The organism is Ornithinimicrobium murale, from assembly GCF_003352835.1.
In the GTDB taxonomy this organism is placed as follows: domain Bacteria; phylum Actinomycetota; class Actinomycetes; order Actinomycetales; family Dermatophilaceae; genus Ornithinicoccus; species Ornithinicoccus muralis.
In genome coordinates this window covers 81,799-97,854 of the sequence record NZ_QLVD01000010.1, presented here as the reverse complement: position 1 = coordinate 97,854, position 16,056 = coordinate 81,799, and the positions used below count along the sequence as shown (strand labels likewise).

General features: G+C 69.8%; 19 protein-coding genes and 1 tRNA gene. 13 read left to right on the top strand and 7 right to left on the bottom strand.

Annotated features, from left to right (window positions below):
* Nucleotides 1-3: 3 nt before the first annotated feature.
* Entirely contained in the window at nt 4-1,245 is a 1,242-nt protein-coding gene (locus DPQ65_RS03715) for an alpha/beta-hydrolase family protein (RefSeq protein WP_114906033.1), read from the bottom strand.
* Between the two features lie 163 nt (nt 1,246-1,408).
* On the opposite strand from DPQ65_RS03715, the gene DPQ65_RS03710 reads away from it, so the two are divergent.
* The 5 genes from DPQ65_RS03710 (at nt 1,409) to DPQ65_RS03690 (ending at nt 5,798) form a co-directional block, all read left to right on the top strand.
* Nucleotides 1,409-2,773, top strand: coding sequence for a sensor histidine kinase (locus DPQ65_RS03710; RefSeq protein ID WP_202862994.1), 1,365 nt, complete (start codon nt 1,409-1,411; stop codon nt 2,771-2,773).
* Nucleotides 2,774-2,901: 128 nt separating this feature from the next.
* A complete protein-coding gene (locus DPQ65_RS03705; RefSeq protein ID WP_114906032.1) occupies nt 2,902-3,384 on the top strand; it encodes a DoxX family protein in 483 nt (160 codons plus the stop codon).
* A 76-nt stretch (nt 3,385-3,460) separates the two neighbouring features.
* Nucleotides 3,461-4,120: a response regulator gene (locus DPQ65_RS03700; protein WP_114906031.1), complete on the top strand. Its 660-nt coding sequence runs from the start codon at nt 3,461-3,463 to the stop codon at nt 4,118-4,120.
* 6 nt (nt 4,121-4,126) lie between these two features.
* Nucleotides 4,127-5,374 (top strand): deoxyguanosinetriphosphate triphosphohydrolase, encoded by a 1,248-nt coding sequence (locus tag DPQ65_RS03695; RefSeq protein WP_114906030.1) that lies wholly within the window; start codon nt 4,127-4,129, stop codon nt 5,372-5,374.
* A 106-nt stretch (nt 5,375-5,480) separates the two neighbouring features.
* The gene (locus DPQ65_RS03690) at nt 5,481-5,798 is read left to right on the top strand and encodes a hypothetical protein (RefSeq protein WP_114906029.1); all 318 of its coding nucleotides are present in this window, start codon (nt 5,481-5,483) and stop codon (nt 5,796-5,798) included.
* Between the two features lie 121 nt (nt 5,799-5,919).
* Here the strand turns inward: DPQ65_RS03690 and ligD are convergent, their stop codons facing one another.
* Entirely contained in the window at nt 5,920-6,885 is a 966-nt protein-coding gene (gene ligD, locus DPQ65_RS03685; protein ID WP_114906028.1) for a non-homologous end-joining DNA ligase, read from the bottom strand.
* A gap of 127 nt (nt 6,886-7,012) precedes the next feature.
* Here ligD and dnaG point away from each other — a divergent pair, with 127 nt between their 5' ends.
* The 3 genes from dnaG to DPQ65_RS03670 all read left to right on the top strand — a co-directional run bounded on the left by dnaG (nt 7,013) and on the right by DPQ65_RS03670 (nt 9,673).
* Nucleotides 7,013-9,022: a DNA primase gene (gene dnaG, locus DPQ65_RS03680; protein ID WP_114906027.1), complete on the top strand. Its 2,010-nt coding sequence runs from the start codon at nt 7,013-7,015 to the stop codon at nt 9,020-9,022.
* Entirely contained in the window at nt 9,022-9,561 is a 540-nt protein-coding gene (locus DPQ65_RS03675) for a hypothetical protein (RefSeq protein WP_114906026.1), read from the top strand. The genes dnaG and DPQ65_RS03675 overlap by 1 nt, the downstream gene beginning before the upstream one ends.
* 39 nt (nt 9,562-9,600) lie before the next feature.
* Nucleotides 9,601-9,673, top strand: a tRNA-Asn gene (locus DPQ65_RS03670).
* Between the two features lie 155 nt (nt 9,674-9,828).
* On the opposite strand, the gene DPQ65_RS03665 is transcribed toward DPQ65_RS03670, so the two are convergent.
* Nucleotides 9,829-10,035: a helix-turn-helix domain-containing protein gene (locus DPQ65_RS03665; RefSeq protein ID WP_114906025.1), complete on the bottom strand. Its 207-nt coding sequence runs from the start codon at nt 10,033-10,035 to the stop codon at nt 9,829-9,831.
* A gap of 166 nt (nt 10,036-10,201) precedes the next feature.
* Between DPQ65_RS03665 and DPQ65_RS03660 the strand changes: the two genes are divergently transcribed.
* Both DPQ65_RS03660 and DPQ65_RS03655 read left to right on the top strand, forming a co-directional pair.
* Nucleotides 10,202-10,405, top strand: coding sequence for a toxin-antitoxin system HicB family antitoxin (locus DPQ65_RS03660; protein ID WP_114906024.1), 204 nt, complete (start codon nt 10,202-10,204; stop codon nt 10,403-10,405).
* A 3-nt stretch (nt 10,406-10,408) separates the two neighbouring features.
* On the top strand, nt 10,409-10,768 hold the full coding sequence (locus DPQ65_RS03655; protein ID WP_114906023.1) for a type II toxin-antitoxin system death-on-curing family toxin: 360 nt from the start codon (nt 10,409-10,411) through the stop codon (nt 10,766-10,768).
* Nucleotides 10,769-10,844: 76 nt separating this feature from the next.
* Here DPQ65_RS03655 and DPQ65_RS03650 read toward each other — a convergent pair whose 3' ends face one another.
* Complete coding sequence (locus tag DPQ65_RS03650) at nt 10,845-12,083, bottom strand: IS110 family RNA-guided transposase (RefSeq protein WP_114906022.1); 1,239 nt, start codon at nt 12,081-12,083, stop codon at nt 10,845-10,847.
* Between the two features lie 478 nt (nt 12,084-12,561).
* On the opposite strand from DPQ65_RS03650, the gene DPQ65_RS03645 reads away from it, so the two are divergent.
* The 3 genes from DPQ65_RS03645 to DPQ65_RS15495 are packed head-to-tail and all read left to right on the top strand — an operon-like array spanning nt 12,562 to nt 14,107.
* Nucleotides 12,562-13,593: a TerC family protein gene (locus DPQ65_RS03645; protein ID WP_114906021.1), complete on the top strand. Its 1,032-nt coding sequence runs from the start codon at nt 12,562-12,564 to the stop codon at nt 13,591-13,593.
* Nucleotides 13,594-13,625: 32 nt separating this feature from the next.
* On the top strand, nt 13,626-13,898 hold the full coding sequence (locus tag DPQ65_RS03640) for an antitoxin (RefSeq protein WP_162801999.1): 273 nt from the start codon (nt 13,626-13,628) through the stop codon (nt 13,896-13,898).
* Nucleotides 13,899-13,933: 35 nt separating this feature from the next.
* Complete coding sequence (locus DPQ65_RS15495) at nt 13,934-14,107, top strand: hypothetical protein (RefSeq protein ID WP_162801998.1); 174 nt, start codon at nt 13,934-13,936, stop codon at nt 14,105-14,107.
* A gap of 292 nt (nt 14,108-14,399) precedes the next feature.
* Here DPQ65_RS15495 and DPQ65_RS03635 read toward each other — a convergent pair whose 3' ends face one another.
* The 3 genes from DPQ65_RS03635 to DPQ65_RS03630 all read right to left on the bottom strand — a co-directional run bounded on the left by DPQ65_RS03635 (nt 14,400) and on the right by DPQ65_RS03630 (nt 16,028).
* Nucleotides 14,400-14,795: a VOC family protein gene (locus DPQ65_RS03635; RefSeq protein ID WP_202862993.1), complete on the bottom strand. Its 396-nt coding sequence runs from the start codon at nt 14,793-14,795 to the stop codon at nt 14,400-14,402.
* Nucleotides 14,796-15,289: 494 nt separating this feature from the next.
* Nucleotides 15,290-15,418, bottom strand: a complete 129-nt coding sequence (locus tag DPQ65_RS16265) for a hypothetical protein (protein ID WP_272947632.1) — start codon at nt 15,416-15,418, stop codon at nt 15,290-15,292.
* Between the two features lie 256 nt (nt 15,419-15,674).
* Nucleotides 15,675-16,028 carry a DsrE/DsrF/TusD sulfur relay family protein gene (locus tag DPQ65_RS03630; RefSeq protein ID WP_114906019.1) on the bottom strand — a complete coding sequence of 118 codons (354 nt, stop codon included), beginning with the start codon at nt 16,026-16,028 and terminating at the stop codon, nt 15,675-15,677.
* Between the last annotated feature and the right edge of the window lie 28 nt (nt 16,029-16,056).

Below are 16,056 nucleotides of genomic sequence, written 5' to 3'. Positions count from 1 at the left end.
CCCTCAGCAGGACGGCAGGGTCCAGTCCTGCTCGGGGCCATACATGTGTCCGTGGCCCGCATCAGGCAGCAGCGAGGAGGCCAGGTCCAGCACGGTGGTGCCATAGCTGAGGCCCGGGAGCCACGCGGTCGGCCAGCCCTCCGGCTGCTCCAGGACGAGGTCTGACGACAGATACGTGACCGGGTCGTCGGCGTTGCGCAGACTGCGCTCCCGGGGGTGCCCCGAGAGCGCACCGCCGGGGGCCCCGGACCAGATCACACCGCAGAGGGCATCCGGCTCGACGTCCGCGACGGCAGCCTGCCCCGCGACGGCACCGAGCGACTCGCCGTGGACATAGACGTCAGGTCGCTGCTCGACGGGGAGATCGGCGACACGGTCCAGAACGCCGTCGACCAGGCCCTCGGCCGAGTGGCTCGCGGGGTCCTGGTCGAGCAGGAAGCTCCACCAACTGGGCAGGTCGCCGTACTGCGCGGACACCACGGCCACGTCGCCGTCGAGCTGGCTCTCGAACGCGGTGATCGCCTCGCGGTTGACCCAGCCACTGCCGGTGGGCAGGGCGATCAGGATCGCCTCCCGCTCCAGCCCGCCGTCGGCGACCAACCGGTCGACAGCCAGCTCGGCCCCCTCCTGCGGGGTCGCTGCCTCGTCGACCTCCACGAAGGAGCGCGACGCCCCTGCGGGTGAGTCGATGAGCAGGACGTGGCCGGCCCCGAGATCTTTGCGCAGCGGCTTCAGGAGGTCCACCGGCCCGGCCGCGGCGCTGGTCACCGTCACACTCGCGAGCAGCGCGGCCGCCAACGGCTTGCGGGTTCGGCGCCCGGTGGTGCGGACCATCCTGCGGATCCCGGCCGTCACGACCACCCCCAGGGCAACCACCAGGACCGTCCAGGCCCCTGCGCTCAACCAGTAGGCCGGTCCGGGGAGCGGCATCGCCAGGTCCGCCGCCCACTGCCCGAGGCCGAGCTGCGCAAGCCAGGCGGTGCCGGCCACCGCGGTGCCGGTCCCGACCAGCACGAGCCAGCGAGCGCGCGGCGTCGTGGGGGACGTGGCCCTCCCGAGACGGCGCAGCACGAGACGCCCTGCCGCCAGGACGACCAGGGACAGCAACACCAGGCCGCCGCTGAGCAGTCCCTGGGTCAGCGGGGCGCGGGGGAGGAGGGAGGGGACGGTGGACAGCGTGAGGGCAGCCCCGACGGTGAGCGTGGTGCCGACCCGAGGCGGCTTCAGAGAGGTCCTGGTGAGCATGCTTCGACGCTAGGAATCCGGTGCGCCACAGCGGGTCCCCCGACGGAGCCAACCTCAGGCGGACATTCTGGCGCGTCATAGGTGACTCCTCACCCGCACGGCCCGGCCACAACTCACCCGCAGGTATGACACGAGGCTGCCCCGTCGCGGATACCGTCGAACCATGAGCAAGTTGGGGCGCGTCGCGCGTGGTGGAGGACGTGCCCTGAGCTGGGTGACGGTGCGGCCGGTCAACTGGCTCGTGGTGCGGCCTGCGCGCTGGGTCGGCAGCCGTGGGCTGGACTTCGTCACGCGCCACGGCACCATTCTGGTGTGGCTCGTCACGGCCATCATGATGGCCATCGCCTGGCCGACCATCGGGCTGACCCACGAGGTGCCGACCGGTCTGTGGCCGCTCGTGGCAGCACTGGGGGTGCTGCCACTGATCTGGCTCCGCGCCGCGCCGTTCTTCGGCTGGCTGATGTGGGTGGTGCCGGCGGCCGTCATCCCGCTGGTCTTCCCGCCCCTCCCGCCGAACGCCGGACCCTCCGTCGAGGCCGTCGTGGTGGACAGCCCCGCGGGTCCCGTCTCCGTCGACCCCGGCGCGCAAGTGGCCAGCAGCGCGGAAGGGTTCCCCTGGCAGATCACCGCCTTCATCGTGTTGCTCGCCCTGCTGGTCGCGGTAGGCGTCCGGGAGAGCCCGGCCCGCGTCGGGCTCACCTACGCGGGAACCGCTTTCCTCTTCCTCGCCCACCTTCCCTCGGGGATGGTTGTCGGTTGGGTCATCTGGGGACTCGGCGGCTTCATCGGGCTCGGCCTCCTGCTGCGCGGGCTGTTCCGCTCGCGGCGGGAAGCGGCGGACCAGACCCGGCGCGCCGAGGAGCAGACCCGCAGGGCCGAGGCCGAGCAGGCCCGCGCGGTCCTGGCCGAGGAACGCACGCGGATCGCCCGCGACCTGCACGACGTCGTTGCCCACCGCATGTCGATGGTGGTGGTGCAGGCCCAGTCGGCGCAGTACCGGCTCGGTGGAGTCACCCCCGAGGTCGCCGCCGAGTTCGAGTCGGTGGCGGGCCAGGCGCGCGAGGCGCTCAACGAGGTGCGCGCGATGCTGGGTGTCCTCCGCAGCGAGGGGCACGCCCCCGAGCAGGCACCGCAGCCCGGTGCCGAGGACGTGCTGCGCCTGTTGCGGTCCTCCAGCGAGGCCGGCGTGGACCTCAGCTGGTCGGTGTCGGGGGAGACCGAGCCGGGCTCGGCGACGGCGATGGTGCTGTACCGCGTCCTGCAGGAATCCCTGGCCAACGCCTCCCGTCACGCGCCGGGCGGCGCGGTGCGGGTCGAGGTGGACTACGGAGAGCAGGTGCGGGTCCGGGTGGTCAGCGGACCCGGCCACAGCCGCCCGAGAGACACCTCGGGGAGCGGGGGACACGGCATACCCGGTATGTCGGCACGCGCCGCCTCCGTCGGCGGCCAGCTGAGCGCTGGGCCCAGTCCCGACGGGGGCTGGGTGGTGAGCGCGACCCTGCCAGCGCGGGCGCCGGCCGCGGGCTGACTCTCACTGCGACCACTCCGACCTCCCGGTCGACGACGCGACCCGGGGCCATGTGCTTCAGGCGGCGTCGACGCTGCATACTGATTGAGACATCAACTATTGCAGCAACAACAAATCTGGAGATCTTGATGAGCCACCTGCTTGCCCCTGCCCGCCGCCTCACCGGGTTGACCGACCTCGCCCTGCTCGTTGCGCGGGTCGCCGTCGGCGTTGTCCTGTTCGCTCACGGGTGGCAGAAGGGCTTCGAGTTCACCCCCGCAGGCACGGCAGGGGCGTTCGGCGAGATGGGCGTCCCGGCCGCCGGTCTGGTCGCGTGGTACACCATGCTCGCCGAGCTCATCGGCGGCGCCGCGCTCGTTCTCGGCGTGCTCACGCCGGTCTTCGCGCTGCTCAACCTGCTCAGCATGGTGGGCGCGTTCTTCCTCGTGCACGTCGCCAACGGCGTCTTCGTCACCGCCAACGGCTACGAACTGGTCCTGTCGATCGCCGCCGCCCTGGTTGCGGTCGCGGCCTTCGGCGCCGGTCGTTGGAGTGTCGACGGGTTCTTCCTGCGCACTGGCGAGCGCACGGGTGTCACCACCGGCTCGCAGGAGCGCACGCTCGTCGGCTGAGCCGATCTGGGCAGCGGGGCGGTCGCCGGACTCACGGCGTCCGCCCCGTTCCCGTCGCGGCCGTAGGGTATGGGCCATGGTGAATGTCTTCATCGCCGACGACCAGGCCATGGTGCGGCAGGGGTTCGGGGCACTGCTGGCCGCGCAGCCGGACATCCAGGTGGTCGGGGACGCCCCCGACGGCGCCGCCGCTGTGCGCGAGGTGGTGCGCCTGCGCCCGGACGTCGTGCTGATGGACGTGCGGATGCCCGAGCTGAACGGGTTGGATGCCGCGGCCGAGATCTTCCGGCGCCGGTTGGACCCGGCTCCGCGGGTGCTGATGCTGACCACCTTCGACATCGATGACTATGTCTATGAGGCGTTGCGGCTCGGCGCCAGCGGCTTCATGCTCAAGGATGCCCCGGCCGAGGAGCTGATCCGTGCCGTGCGGTTGGTGGCCGCGGGGGAGGCCCTGCTCGCGCCGTCGGTGACTCGTCGGCTCATCGAGGAGGTGACCCGGCGCCGGTCGGACGTGCGGCCGACCGCCGAGCTGGAGGCACTGACCCCCCGGGAGCGCGAGGTGCTGGAGCTGTTGGCGGCCGGACTGTCCAACGTGGAGATCGGCCAGAGGCTCTTCGTCGCTGAGCAGACCGTCAAGACCCACGTGGGCAAGGTGCTGGCCAAGCTGGGGCTGCGCGATCGGGCGCAGGCCGTGGTCTACGCCTACGAGTCGGGCGTCGTGCGCCCGGGCGCCTAGGCCCCGGTGCTCGGCTACACCGCGCACGACCGGGAGCGCTGGGTCTCCGAGGACCCGGCGGTCAAGCGGCTGGACCGTGACGACTTCGCCCGGGACCGGGGGAGGGTCATCCACTCGGCGGGGCTGCGGCGACTGTCGGCGACGACCCAGGTCGTCTCGCCCGACTCGGACGACTTCGTGCGCAACCGGCTGACCCACTCGCTGGAGGTGGCGCAGATCGGGCGTGAGTTCGGAGCCGCGCTGGGGTGCTCCGCCGACGTCGTGGACACGGCGTGCCTGGCCCATGACATCGGGCACCCGCCGTTCGGTCACAACGGAGAGGCGGCGCTGGATGAGCTAGCGAGCGACATCGGCGGCTTCGAGGGCAACGCCCAGACGCTGCGGGTGCTCACCCGGCTGGAGGCCAAGCGCTCACACGCCGACGGCCGCCCGGCCGGTCTGAACCTGACGCGGGCCAGCCTGGACGCGGCCACGAAGTATCCGTGGGCGCGCGGAGCTGCACCGCACCTGACGCGCAAGTTCGGTGTGTATCCGGACGACCACGAGGTGTTCGCCTGGCTGCGCGAGGGCGCACCGGAGGAAGCGGGCCGTCGGTGCCTGGAGGCGCAGGTCATGGACTGGGCTGACGATGTGGCCTACTGCGTGCACGATGTCGAGGATGGCATCGCCTCCGGCCGTATCGCTCCCGCCGCCCTGCGCTCGGCACCCGAGCAGCAGACGGTGGTCCTGGTGGCACGCGAGTCCTATGCGGACGACCTGTCCGAGGACGAACTGTCTGAGGCCCTGCAGCGGCTGCTGCGTTCCGGGTGGGTGCCGCAGGCCCATGACGGGAGCCGCGCTGACCTCGCCGCGCTCAAGGACATGACCAGCCGCCTGATCGGTCGCTTCGTCAGCACCGTGGAACGCGTCACGCGCACCCACCACGGCGAGGGTGTGCTGACCCGTTACGCCGCCGACCTCGTCGTGCCCGACGAGGTCCGGGCCGAGACTGCCGTGCTCAAGGCGACCGCTGCGCACTTTGTGATGCGCAGCACCGAGCGGCGTGACCTGATGGAGCGCCAGCGCGCCGTTGTCGGGGATCTCGTGCAGCACTTCCTGGATCGGCCCGAGGCGATGGACCCGCTCCACCGGCTGGCCCGCGAGGAGGCCAAAGCGGCTGGCGACCAGGCGACCCAACTGCGAGCCGTGGTGGATCAGGTGGCTTCCCTGTCCGACGTCCGGGCGCTCAGCCTGCACGCCTCACGCGTCCGCTGACCCGGTCCGCGTTCAGGCTGTGTCCAGTTTTCCTTTAGGATCGTCGGCGAAAGCTGGTGCCCGAGGGGGCAATTCGTCACCGCGCCGGCTGCCAAGGGAGGAAAACATGAAGCGACTGATGACTGGGGTCGTGGCGGCCGCCATGCTCGTGCCGGCCCTGACCGCCTGTGGGGGCAGTGACAGCGACTTCTGTGACCAGGAGGTCGGTGCGGACATCGGTATCAACAACCCCGCCGCGGCCAAGGAGGCGCTGCAGGACGCCGTTGACGACGCGCCCGACGAGATCAAGGACGACCTTCAGCTGGTTGTGGACTCCCTGGACGACCTGGAGGCCGGCAACCTGGAGGATGTCGACACCGACGGGCTGACCGAGGCCTCGAACAACATCCAGAGCTGGTACGAGGAGAACTGCGAGGCCGCCTGAGCGACCGGCAGCGCGCAGAGGACCCCCGGGGAGAGATCCCCGGGGGTCCTTTCGCACCTGGGAGGCTCCGCGGGCGCTCCGGTGAGCGTCCGCACTGGCCGGCCCCTCGGCATACCGTCAGTCAGTCCTCCGGATCCGGCACCGGCTCGGCACCCTCGGCCTCGTCGCGGTCGGCCCACTCCAGGAGCGGGCCGATGTCATAGACCGCGTCGTCGATGCCGGCGTGCAGGTCGCCCAGGTCGGCGTACCGCTGTGGCATCGTGGAGATCGTGAAGTCGGCCGGGTCGACGTCCGGGACCTCGTCCCAGGTGAGGGGCGCGCTGACCCGGGCGTCGGGGCGGCCCCGCACGCTGTAGGCCGCCGCGATGGTGTGGTCGCGCGCGTTCTGGTTGTAGTCCACAAAGACCTGGGTCGGGTCCCGGTCCTTGCGCCACCAGGTTGTGGTGGCGTCCTCGGTGCGGCGCTCGACCTCGCGAGCGAAGGCCAGCGCCGCGCGACGGACGTCCTGAAAGCCGTGCTCAGGCGTGATGCGCACATAGACGTGCAGGCCGTGGCTGCCGGTCGTCTTGGGCCAGCCCACCGCGCCCAGCTCGTCCAGCACCTCCTGCGCGACGCCCGCCACTCGCCGGACCGTCGCGAAGTCGCACTGCTCGCCCGGGTCCAGGTCGATGCGCCACTCGTCTGGACGCTCGACATCGCCCCGACGGCTGTTCCAGGGGTGGAACTCCACGGTCGACATCTGCACCGCCCAGATCACGCTGGCCAACTCCGTGACACACAGCTCGTCGGCCGTCCGGTTCCACCGGGGGAAGGTGACATGGGCCGTCTCGACCCAGTCGGGCGCGCCGCGGGGGAGCCGCTTCTGGTGCACCTTCTCGCCCTCGATGCCCTCGGGGAAGCGGTGCAGCATGCACGGCCGCTCCCGGAGCGCGTTGACGATGCCGTCGCCGACCGACACGTAGTAGTTCGCGAGGTCCAGCTTGGTGTGCCCCGCCTCGGGGAAGTAGACCCGGTCCGGGTTGGAGATCCGCACCGTGCGACCGTCGACCTCGAGCTCGGTGGAGGGCGTCCTCGACTTCGCTGCCATGGCACGATCATTCCCCATGGTGGCCCCCGGGGCGAGCGACCCTCGCCCGGTCTACTCGCCTGTGCACGCACCTTCGTGGCTGACACTGTGACCGCCTAGACTCACCGCAAACCGTGAAGGAGGGTCGGTGGCCGGACTGATCAGGCCCGAGGACGTGCAGGCCGTCAAGGAACGCACCTCCATCGAGGATGTCGTGCGCGAGCACGTCACCCTGCGCACGGGCGGCACGGGGTCGCTCAAGGGGCTGTGCCCGTTCCACGACGAGAAGACCCCCTCCTTCAACATCCGCCCCGCGGTGGGTGCCTGGCACTGCTTCGGGTGCGGAGAGGGCGGCGACGTCATCTCCTTCGTCATGAAGATCGACCACCTCACCTTCGCCGAGGCGGTCGAACGTCTCGCCGGCAAGCTCGGCATGGAGCTGAGGTATGCCGAGGGAACCGGTGGACCAGGTCGTCGCGACGGCGAGGGTGGGCTCGGGCGACGGGCCCGGCTGGTGGAGGCGCACCGCGCCGCGGCCGAGTTCTATGCCACGGCCTTCGCCGAGAGTGCCGAGGGGCAGCAGGCGCGGGACTTCATCTCCGCCAAGGGATTCAGCACCGACGACGCCGCAGTCTTCCAGGTCGGCTATGCACCGCAGGCCGGAGAGGCGCTGACCCGGCACCTGCGGACCAAGGGCTTCACGGATGACGAGTTGGTCACCGGGGGACTGTCCGGTCGGGGGAGCCGCGGGCTCTATGACCGCTTCCGTGGGCGGGTGCTCTGGCCGATCCGCGACATCACCGGTGACACCGTGGGGTTTGGTGCCCGGCGCATCTTTGACGAGGACCGCATCCAGGCGAAGTACCTCAACACGTCCGAGACGCCGATCTATCGCAAGACCTCGGTGCTCTATGGACTCGACCTGGCCAAGAAGCCGATGGCCGAGCAGCGCCGGGCTGTGGTGGTCGAGGGCTACACCGACGTCATGGCCTGCCACCTGTCCGGCGTCGACACGGCGGTCGCCACCTGTGGCACGGCCTTCGGCGTGGACCACATCAAGATGTTGCGGCGCATCCTGCGCGACGAGTCGGGGTTGTCCCCGGCGCGCGTCATCTTTACCTTCGACGGTGACGCGGCCGGTCAGAAGGCCGCGATGCGGGCCTTTGCCGAGGACCAGCGGTGGGCCAGCCAGTCCTTCGTGGCCGTGGCGCCAGCCGGTCAGGACCCCAACGACCTGCGCCTGGCCGGCGGTGACGCGCCGGTGCGCGAGCTGATCGAGGGTGCTGTGCCGCTCTTCGAGTTCGCGGTGCGATCCACGATCGCGCCGTATGACCTGGACCGTGCCGAGGAGCGGGTCTCCGCCATGCGTGCCGCCGCGCCGATCCTGGCCGGCATCCGCGACCCGGCGCTGCGCCCGGAGTACGTCCGGACGGTCGCGGGCTGGTTGGGCATGCCGGTCGAGCGGGTCGGCTCGGAGGTTGCCCGGGCCGGTCGTGCGCCGCGGGGCCGCAACGGGCAGCCTGCAGGACGTCCGGGTCCGGCGCCGGTGGGACGTGGGCAGGAGGGACCCCCGTGGCAGGGTGGTCCGCCGCAGCAGGGCGGTCAGCCGCAGGAGACGTCCGCGCGATCGCACCCGGACACGCCGCCACAGCCTCCGCCCCTTCCGGTGCCCGACCTGCGGGACCCGCTCGTGGCCGCCGAGCGGCAGCTGTTGCAGGTGGTGCTGCAGTTCCCGTCGTCGCTGAGCGCGGAGGCGTTGTCCCAACTGCCTCCGGACGCTCTGCGTGCCCCGGCCCATCAGGTGGTGCTCGCGGGGGTGCAGGCTGCCGGCGGACTGGCCGCGGCCCAGACGATGAGCAGTCAGGGTTGGGCAGCCACGGTGCTGACCGCCACCCGGCAGGAGGCACAGGGCCTGGTTAATGAGCTGGCCGTGGCCGCGCTGCCGGAGCGGCTGGATCCGGGGACCGGCCGGCCACCACAGCGCTATGTCAACTCGCTCATCACCCGGGTGCAGGAGGCCGGCCTGGAGCGGCGCATCTCGGACGCGATGAGCGGTCTGCAGCGTGCGGAGCCGGGCAGTGCCGAGGGCCGGGTGCTCAACGAGCAGTTGTCAGTTCTGTTTCGCGAGCGGGCGCGGCTGCGCGCCGGGATGGAGTGATGATTGTGGCGTGGGGCAGGAAGAGCCAGGAGGACCCGCCTGCGGCGGTGGCGCGAGCAGCCGTGCCGGCCCGGGACAAGCTCGTGGCAGCGGCCTGGGACGAGCTGGGACTGCAGTGGGTGGTGGCCAGCCGCACCCGGGTGGCCGTCGTGGCCCAGGACGGTGAGGTGCGCCGCTCAGCAGCCTGGCTGGAGGTCGACGGGGGCACCTGGGACCCCGACTCGGACACTCTGCGGGTGACCTGGGTCGAGGGTGGAGATCCGACCCGGTGGACCTTCACCGGCGCGGGCGCGCACGCCTTCACCGACGCCTTTCGCGACCGCGTCGAGGCCAGCGTCGTCCTGATGCGAGAGGTCGACCTGGGGCCCGGCCGCACGACCCGGGTGGCGATCCGCAAAGACCTGGCCACCCGCGACCTGGTCGACCAGGTGGTGCCCGGCCAGCGTGTCCAACCAGGCGACGAGGAGCTCAACGAGCAGGTCGCCGTGGCACGCGCCACACTGCGTGACCAGAGTGGCCTTCCACCCCTGGGTGCGTGATAGAGTCGGTGCTCGCTGCCGCCTCGCAGGCGTGCACATTCCCCTGTAGCTCAATTGGCAGAGCATTCGGCTGTTAACCGGAGGGTTGTTGGTTCGAGTCCAACCGGGGGAGCGTTGTGAAAAGGCCTCTGAACTGCGGAAACGCAAGTTCAGGGGCCTTTCTCCTTTCGAGTGCAGCGACTATGCATCGTTCGCAGCTGGCTGCCCCTCGACTGAATGGAGCAGCCGTGACCCTTCTCGGTCGCTTCTGGGCACGCCTCGGACCCCTCAGCCGGTCCGACGCCACCCTCCGACGGGGCAGGAGTCGATGAACCTCTCGATCGAGTCGAGCTTGATCCGCAACGTCTTGCGCCCAAGCCGGACGGCGTCGAGGTGGCCGTCGGCGATGTAGCGGCGCACGGTCTTGGTCGAGACCGCGAGGACGTCGGCCGCCTCGGCCAACGACACGAGCTTGTGGGAGAGGGTGGCGGCCATGGTCGTCTCCTGGGGCAGGGGCGGCCCGTGTGGCCGCACTCATCCCCCAAGGCCGCCGAGTAGCCACGAGTGGCCACCCGCATGTCTGCCTCGCGGCCAAGCGATCGAGGCCCAGCGGCGCACGCGCCGCCCAGGGCGTTAGATATCAGAGTGATACCATGCCTGGATGGCGATGACTCTGCGACTTCCTCCGGAGGACGAGCGAGCCTTGGCGGCCCTGGCCGAGGCCGAGGGTGTGAGCAAGCAGGAGGCGACGGTGCGGGCGATCCGGGAGGCAGCCGCTCGGCGCGGGCATGAAGAGCGGGTCCGGGAACTGTCCGCACGCGGGCGAGAGCGGTACGCCGACCTGATTGAGCGCCTTGGACGCTGACCCTTGGAGTACCTGACCACCGAGGACCTGCTCGCCCTGGCAGCGGACCTGCGCGTAGGTCCGGTCCAGGACCTTGGCCTGCTGGACTCCGCGGCCCACCGCCCCAGCGCCAGCGTCTTCGCACGGGACGCCTATCCCGGCATCGAGGCCAAGGCCGGCGCACTGCTGGAGTCCATCGTGGTCAACCACCCGCTCGTCGATGGCAACAAGCGCCTGGGATGGCTCGCGGTGGTCGTGTTCTACGGCCTCAACGGCATGGACCTCCAAGCACCCGACGACGCCGCCTACGACCTGGTCATTGCCGTCGCCAGCGGCAAGGCCGACCACCAGGTGACAGCCCGCCACCTGGCCCAGTGGCACTAGCTAAAGCCAACGGCTCGCGGCACGAGCGGACGCTACCGCGTCCGCAGTGCGGCAGACATCCCAGGTTCTGGCGGTGTCAAGCCGCGGTGCTGAGGTGGTGCTGCCAGGCGGTGTTCTCGTCGTAGAAGGTGCGGTGCCGGAGGCAGCCGTGGAGGATGCCGACCCAGCGGTTGGCGAGCTGACGGAGTGCGGCTTGGTGACCGATGCCGCGGGCACGCAGTGACTGGTAGTAGGCGCGGGCACCGGGCGATCCGCGCATGGAGCAGAAGGCCCACTGCTGGACGGCGTCGCCGAGGCGCCGGTTGCGGGCGTACCTGGCCAGAACCACTTTCCGGGTGCCGGAGGCGCGGGTGATGGGCGCGGTGCCGGCGTAGGCCTTGCGGCACTTGGCGTCGGCGTAGCGGTGGGGGTCGTCGCCGAACTCGCCGAGGATCCGGGCGCTCAGGATCACACCGAGACCGGGCAGGCTGGTGTAGATGTCAGCGTCCCGGTGCCGGCCAAAATGCTCGTCCACCACCTGCCCGAGCCGCTCGATCTGGGTGTTCAGCACGGTGATGAGCGCGACCTCGGAGGCCACGACCGCGGCGTAGGCGTCCTGCACCGGGTCAGGTCGTCGCAGCTCGGGTGCGGTCAGCACTTCCCGGATCGTCTCGGCGCGGGCCGTTACGTCGCGACGGTTCGCCGCGGTCAGGGCGCGGACGACCTTTGCCCGGGACAGCCTGGCGGCGGTGTCCGGGTCCGGTGCCAGGGCGAGCAGCTGCAGGGCCTCCGGGGCGTCCAGCTCCTCGAACGCCCTCATCGCGGCAGGGAAGAACTCCCGCAGCGCCGAGCGCAGGCGCAGCACGTGCCGGGTCCGGTCCCAGATCAGCGACAGGTGGGCGCGTGCGCTCACCTTGACCGCCTCCCCGGTGGCGCTGTCGCCGGCGACCGGGCGGTGGTGGGCCCGGTCCAGGCGGACGATCTCGGCCAGCAGGTGGGCATCCGCGGTGTCCGACTTCGCCCCGGAGGTCGAATGCCGCTCCCGGTACCGAGCCACCGACATCGGGTTCAACCCGTACACGGTGTAGCCGGCCGCGACCAGCGCCCCGACCCACGGGCCACGGTCGGTCTCGATCCCGACCACCACCTGGGCGGCCGCGCTGGCCGGGTCGAGGTCGGCCCACTCCGGTGGTGCGTGCTCGCCGAGCAGCGTGTGCAGCCGCGTCACCCCGGCCAGCCCCTCGGGTAGTCGTCTTCGCGCCAGCACCTTCCCGTGCTCGTCGACGATCTCGACGTCGTGGTGGTCCTCGGCCCAGTCATCACCCACGAACAACATCGCACTGCTCTCCCTCGCCTCGTCGCGACCTCTGCTCGGCAGCGTGGAGGAGACTTCCGGCGTCCTAATGGTCAAGTGCTCATCCGCACCATCCGGGGGCACGTCATCCCAGCAGCGGTCACGCCTCCTCACGACCGGCGGGCGCACGGTCTGCCGCGAGACCTCGAGGGTCAGTAGCGGAGAGTGCTGACCCGCCGGCCGCTACCAGGACCGAGCCTGCCAGAGGCTTCGGCAGAACCCATTAGGAGCGGACGCTACCGCGTCCTCAGCGGGGCAGATCCGGTCGTTGCCGCAGGGCCTGCTGCCGGTCGGTGGGTCGGTGGATTTGACCGGTGTCGGGCGCGTGTGTTGTACTCGGTCGCACTGGAGGGGAGTACCCCACTCACGCTTCGTCGTCACTACGGCCCATGAGGGTTCCGGCGAGCGGGCCCGTCACGGGGCTGGGAGAGACCTCCGATCATTGGATCGGAGTGTACTTATGGATGTCCCGTTCTGGATCTGGGCCTCAGTGCTCGGTTTCATCGTGGTAATGCTGGCCATCGACCTGTTCGCCCACCGCCGCGCCCATGTGATCGGGGTCAAGGAGGCAGCCGCCTGGTCTGGGGTGTGGGTGGCCTTCGGAGTCGCCTTCGGCGTCATCGTCTGGTGGTTCTGGGGCGCTGAGTTCGGACAGCAGTACTTCGCTGGTTACCTCATCGAGAAGTCCCTAGCTGTGGACAACGTCTTCGTGTGGGCCATCATCTTCAGCTACTTCGCCGTCCCTCGTGAGTTCCAGCATCGGGTGCTGTTCCTGGGAGTGCTGGGCGCGTTGGTCTTTCGTGGAATCTTCATCGCGGCCGGGGCAATTCTCATCCAGAACTTCGCGTGGGTGCTGTACGTCTTCGCCGCGTTCCTGCTCTATACCGGGTACCGGATGATCCGGCAACGCAACGAACACCTCGACCCCGACCGGTCGATGGTGCTGCGCCTCTTCCGCCGGTTCATCCCGATGACCCAGACCTACCACGGACAGAAGCTGCTCGTGCGGCGCAACGGGGTGCTGCTGGCCACCCCGCTGCTGGCGGTGCTGGTCCTGGTCGAAGTCACCGACGTGGTCTTCGCCGTGGACTCCATCCCTGCCATCTTCGCGGTGACCGACGAGGTGTTCCTGGTCTTCACCGCCAACGCCTTCGCGATCCTGGGTCTGCGGGCGATGTACTTCCTGCTCGCCGACCTGATCCACCGCTTCGTCTACCTCAAGGTCGGCCTGGCCCTGGTGCTGATCTGGGTCGGGGTGAAGATGCTGCTCAAGATTGACATCTTCTACATCCCCACCCCCGTGTCCCTGGCGGTCATCGCCACGATCATCACCGTCTCGATCATCGCCAGCCTGCGCGCCACCCGAGGACAGGGACGCCAAGCTCTGCCTGCGCCGACCGAGCCCCCGTTCCGGGTCGCCACCGAGGCCGAGGACGCCGCCCTGCAACCCCTGTGGAGACCAGCCCAGTCCACCCACCACTCCCACCGATGACCCTCACCACAACACGAAAGAAGAGGCACACCATGGCACTGAAGGACATGCTCGCCAAGGCCCGCGCAGCAGCGACCGGGGCGGTGACCCAGCACCACGCCAAGATCGACCAGGGCATCACCAAGATCGGTGAGGTCGCCAACACCAAGACCGCCGGCCGCTACGAGGACCAGATCGCCAAAGGCAGCCACCACGCACGCGCCGGACTGGACAAGATCAGGTCCGACCGGCCCGACAGCGCACGACCGAACACCGACGGGCTCGACACCGACGGGCCCGCCCCCGGCACGCCGGATCCCCGATAACGCATCAACCCGACCTCTAGAAGCCGGAGACCCCCATGTCCCAGTCAACACTGCGTCCCGGTCGTCTGCGTCGTGTCGCGACCAGTCTGACCATCGCCCTCGCCCTACCCCTGACCATGGCAGCATCCTGCGACACCGGTGAGGACCAAGAAGACCAACAAGAACAACAGCAAGACGAGGAGGGGGAAGAGCGGGAGGAAGACGACTGACGGGTCAACGCCCACGGTGGCCATCCGGCCGCGGTGGTGAGCAGCAACCCGCCCACCACCGCGGTCGTGCATGTCGGCAGTCCATTGACGCCAATACTGAGGAGCAGCTAGTACTGGAGCGGCGGGACGGGCGCGCGGTAGCGGCGCATTCCTACGCCGGTTCGACTCGCCGGTTCACCGTTCTCCAAGAAGAACTCATCCGCAGAACGGGACCGGACCAGGCTCACACGGATGCATCCGTGCCGTCCAAGCACCGAGGTGAAGGACACACTAGGCGCGGCAAATGCGTGCCCTAGTCCGCTACGAGTTCAAGCTCGAAGCCCTCGTGGTTCTCGATGAACAGGGCGGTGTGCTGCGGTCCACCCGCATGCGGGTAGCGATCGGAGAACAGTTCGGTCCACCCATGCCCACCACATTTCTTGCGCAGGACGTCCAGCTGCTCGCGGTCGCCGGCGCGCAGGGCGACGTGGTTCAGCCCAGCGCGGGTACGCTCGTGGATTCCCGTTACGTCGGGTGACTGTTCCAGGACGATGTAGACGCCACTGGGGTGCTGCCAGGTGCGCCCGGCGGGCCAGGCAGGGTCGTGCCGCGCGGTCCAGCCAATCGACTTCAGGAGCCAGTCGAACGAGGGAGTGGCCGACTCGATGTCGGAGGTCCACAGCTCGATGTGATGCACGACGTTGGTCATGCCGCGAACGTATCGGTCGTCGCTATCACCGCGGCTACTTATGTATTCACAGATCGCTCCGGTCAGCGCAGGCTGGGGTGAGGTGCCCGGTCGGACGCTCTTCTCGCGGCTGCCCACGCTCTTGGCGTGAGGCTCACAATTGGCGGGCGTCACCCCGTTTACCGCCACGAAGGCGTCAAGGGTCAAGTCGGGTGGGACAGTTTCGTCAGGCGGTCTATACCGGGTCTCCCGGGGCTGGTTGACCCACGCGGCCTGGAGCAGCTTGGCCGCGCCGGGTGCGGAGGCTGAAGCGCTGCGGGTCGGCGCCGTGGGCCGCGTCCAGGGTGGATTCTCCCCCTAGGCGCTGACCTGGCTGGCGGTGCCGAAGTGGGCGTTGGCGGGGGTGTGCAGCCCGATGCCGCAGTGACGGTGCTCGTGGTTGTAGCAGAAGAAGAGCTGCTCGGCCAACGCGCGGGCGTCGGTCAGGGAAACGAATCGCTCGGGGCAGGTTAGGACTAAGAGTTTCCGTCGGGGGCCTGCTCCGCGGTGCTGGCGTCATCCTGGGCCGCGTCAGCGCCCTGCTCCTGCTCGGCCTCGGGCTCGGCGTTGGCGGGGTTGTACGGGTCGTGTGGGGACTCGCTCATGGGGGACCGCCTGGAAGTCGGGATGCCGGCGTTGGAGTCACTGCCGGACCTGGTCAGGCTATGGCTTCGCGATTGACCCGGCAACCGACACCCGGCTGCTTCCCGCGAACGGGCGGAGGGCCGCACAACGCGCCCGCGACAACCGGTCGGTGGGCCACCATCAGCGCCCGGACCGGCTCGACCGAGCCGTCCTCAGCGCGGCACTAGCGTGCACTTTCGTGGCGCTGTCCGCTGGCGCGCGGGATGGTTCCCGGGTTCAGAAGGTGAGGACGGTGTCGGCCTCGACGGTCCAGGCGGCGAGCTGCTCCATGGTGGAGCGGGGTGCGCCGTCGATGAGGTGGTCTTCGGTGAGTCCGCGGGCGTCCAGGCAGGTGCCGCAGCAGGCGACCTGGCCGCCGTGGCGGATGAGGCCCTTGAGCATGCGGTCCAGGGTGTAGTAGCCGTCGGGGGTCTTCTGGCCGGCGACGGCGCAGGTGACGGCGTCGCCCATGAGGAAGACCCGGGTCTGGGTGTCGTCGCGCTTGCTCAGCGCGACGGCGAGGCGGACCGCGTTGAAGGTCTCGTCGGCGCCGTAGGCCGGTCCGTTGATGATCAGCAGCATCTTCTTCATGGGTGCTCCTTCGCGGTGTTCTCGTGAG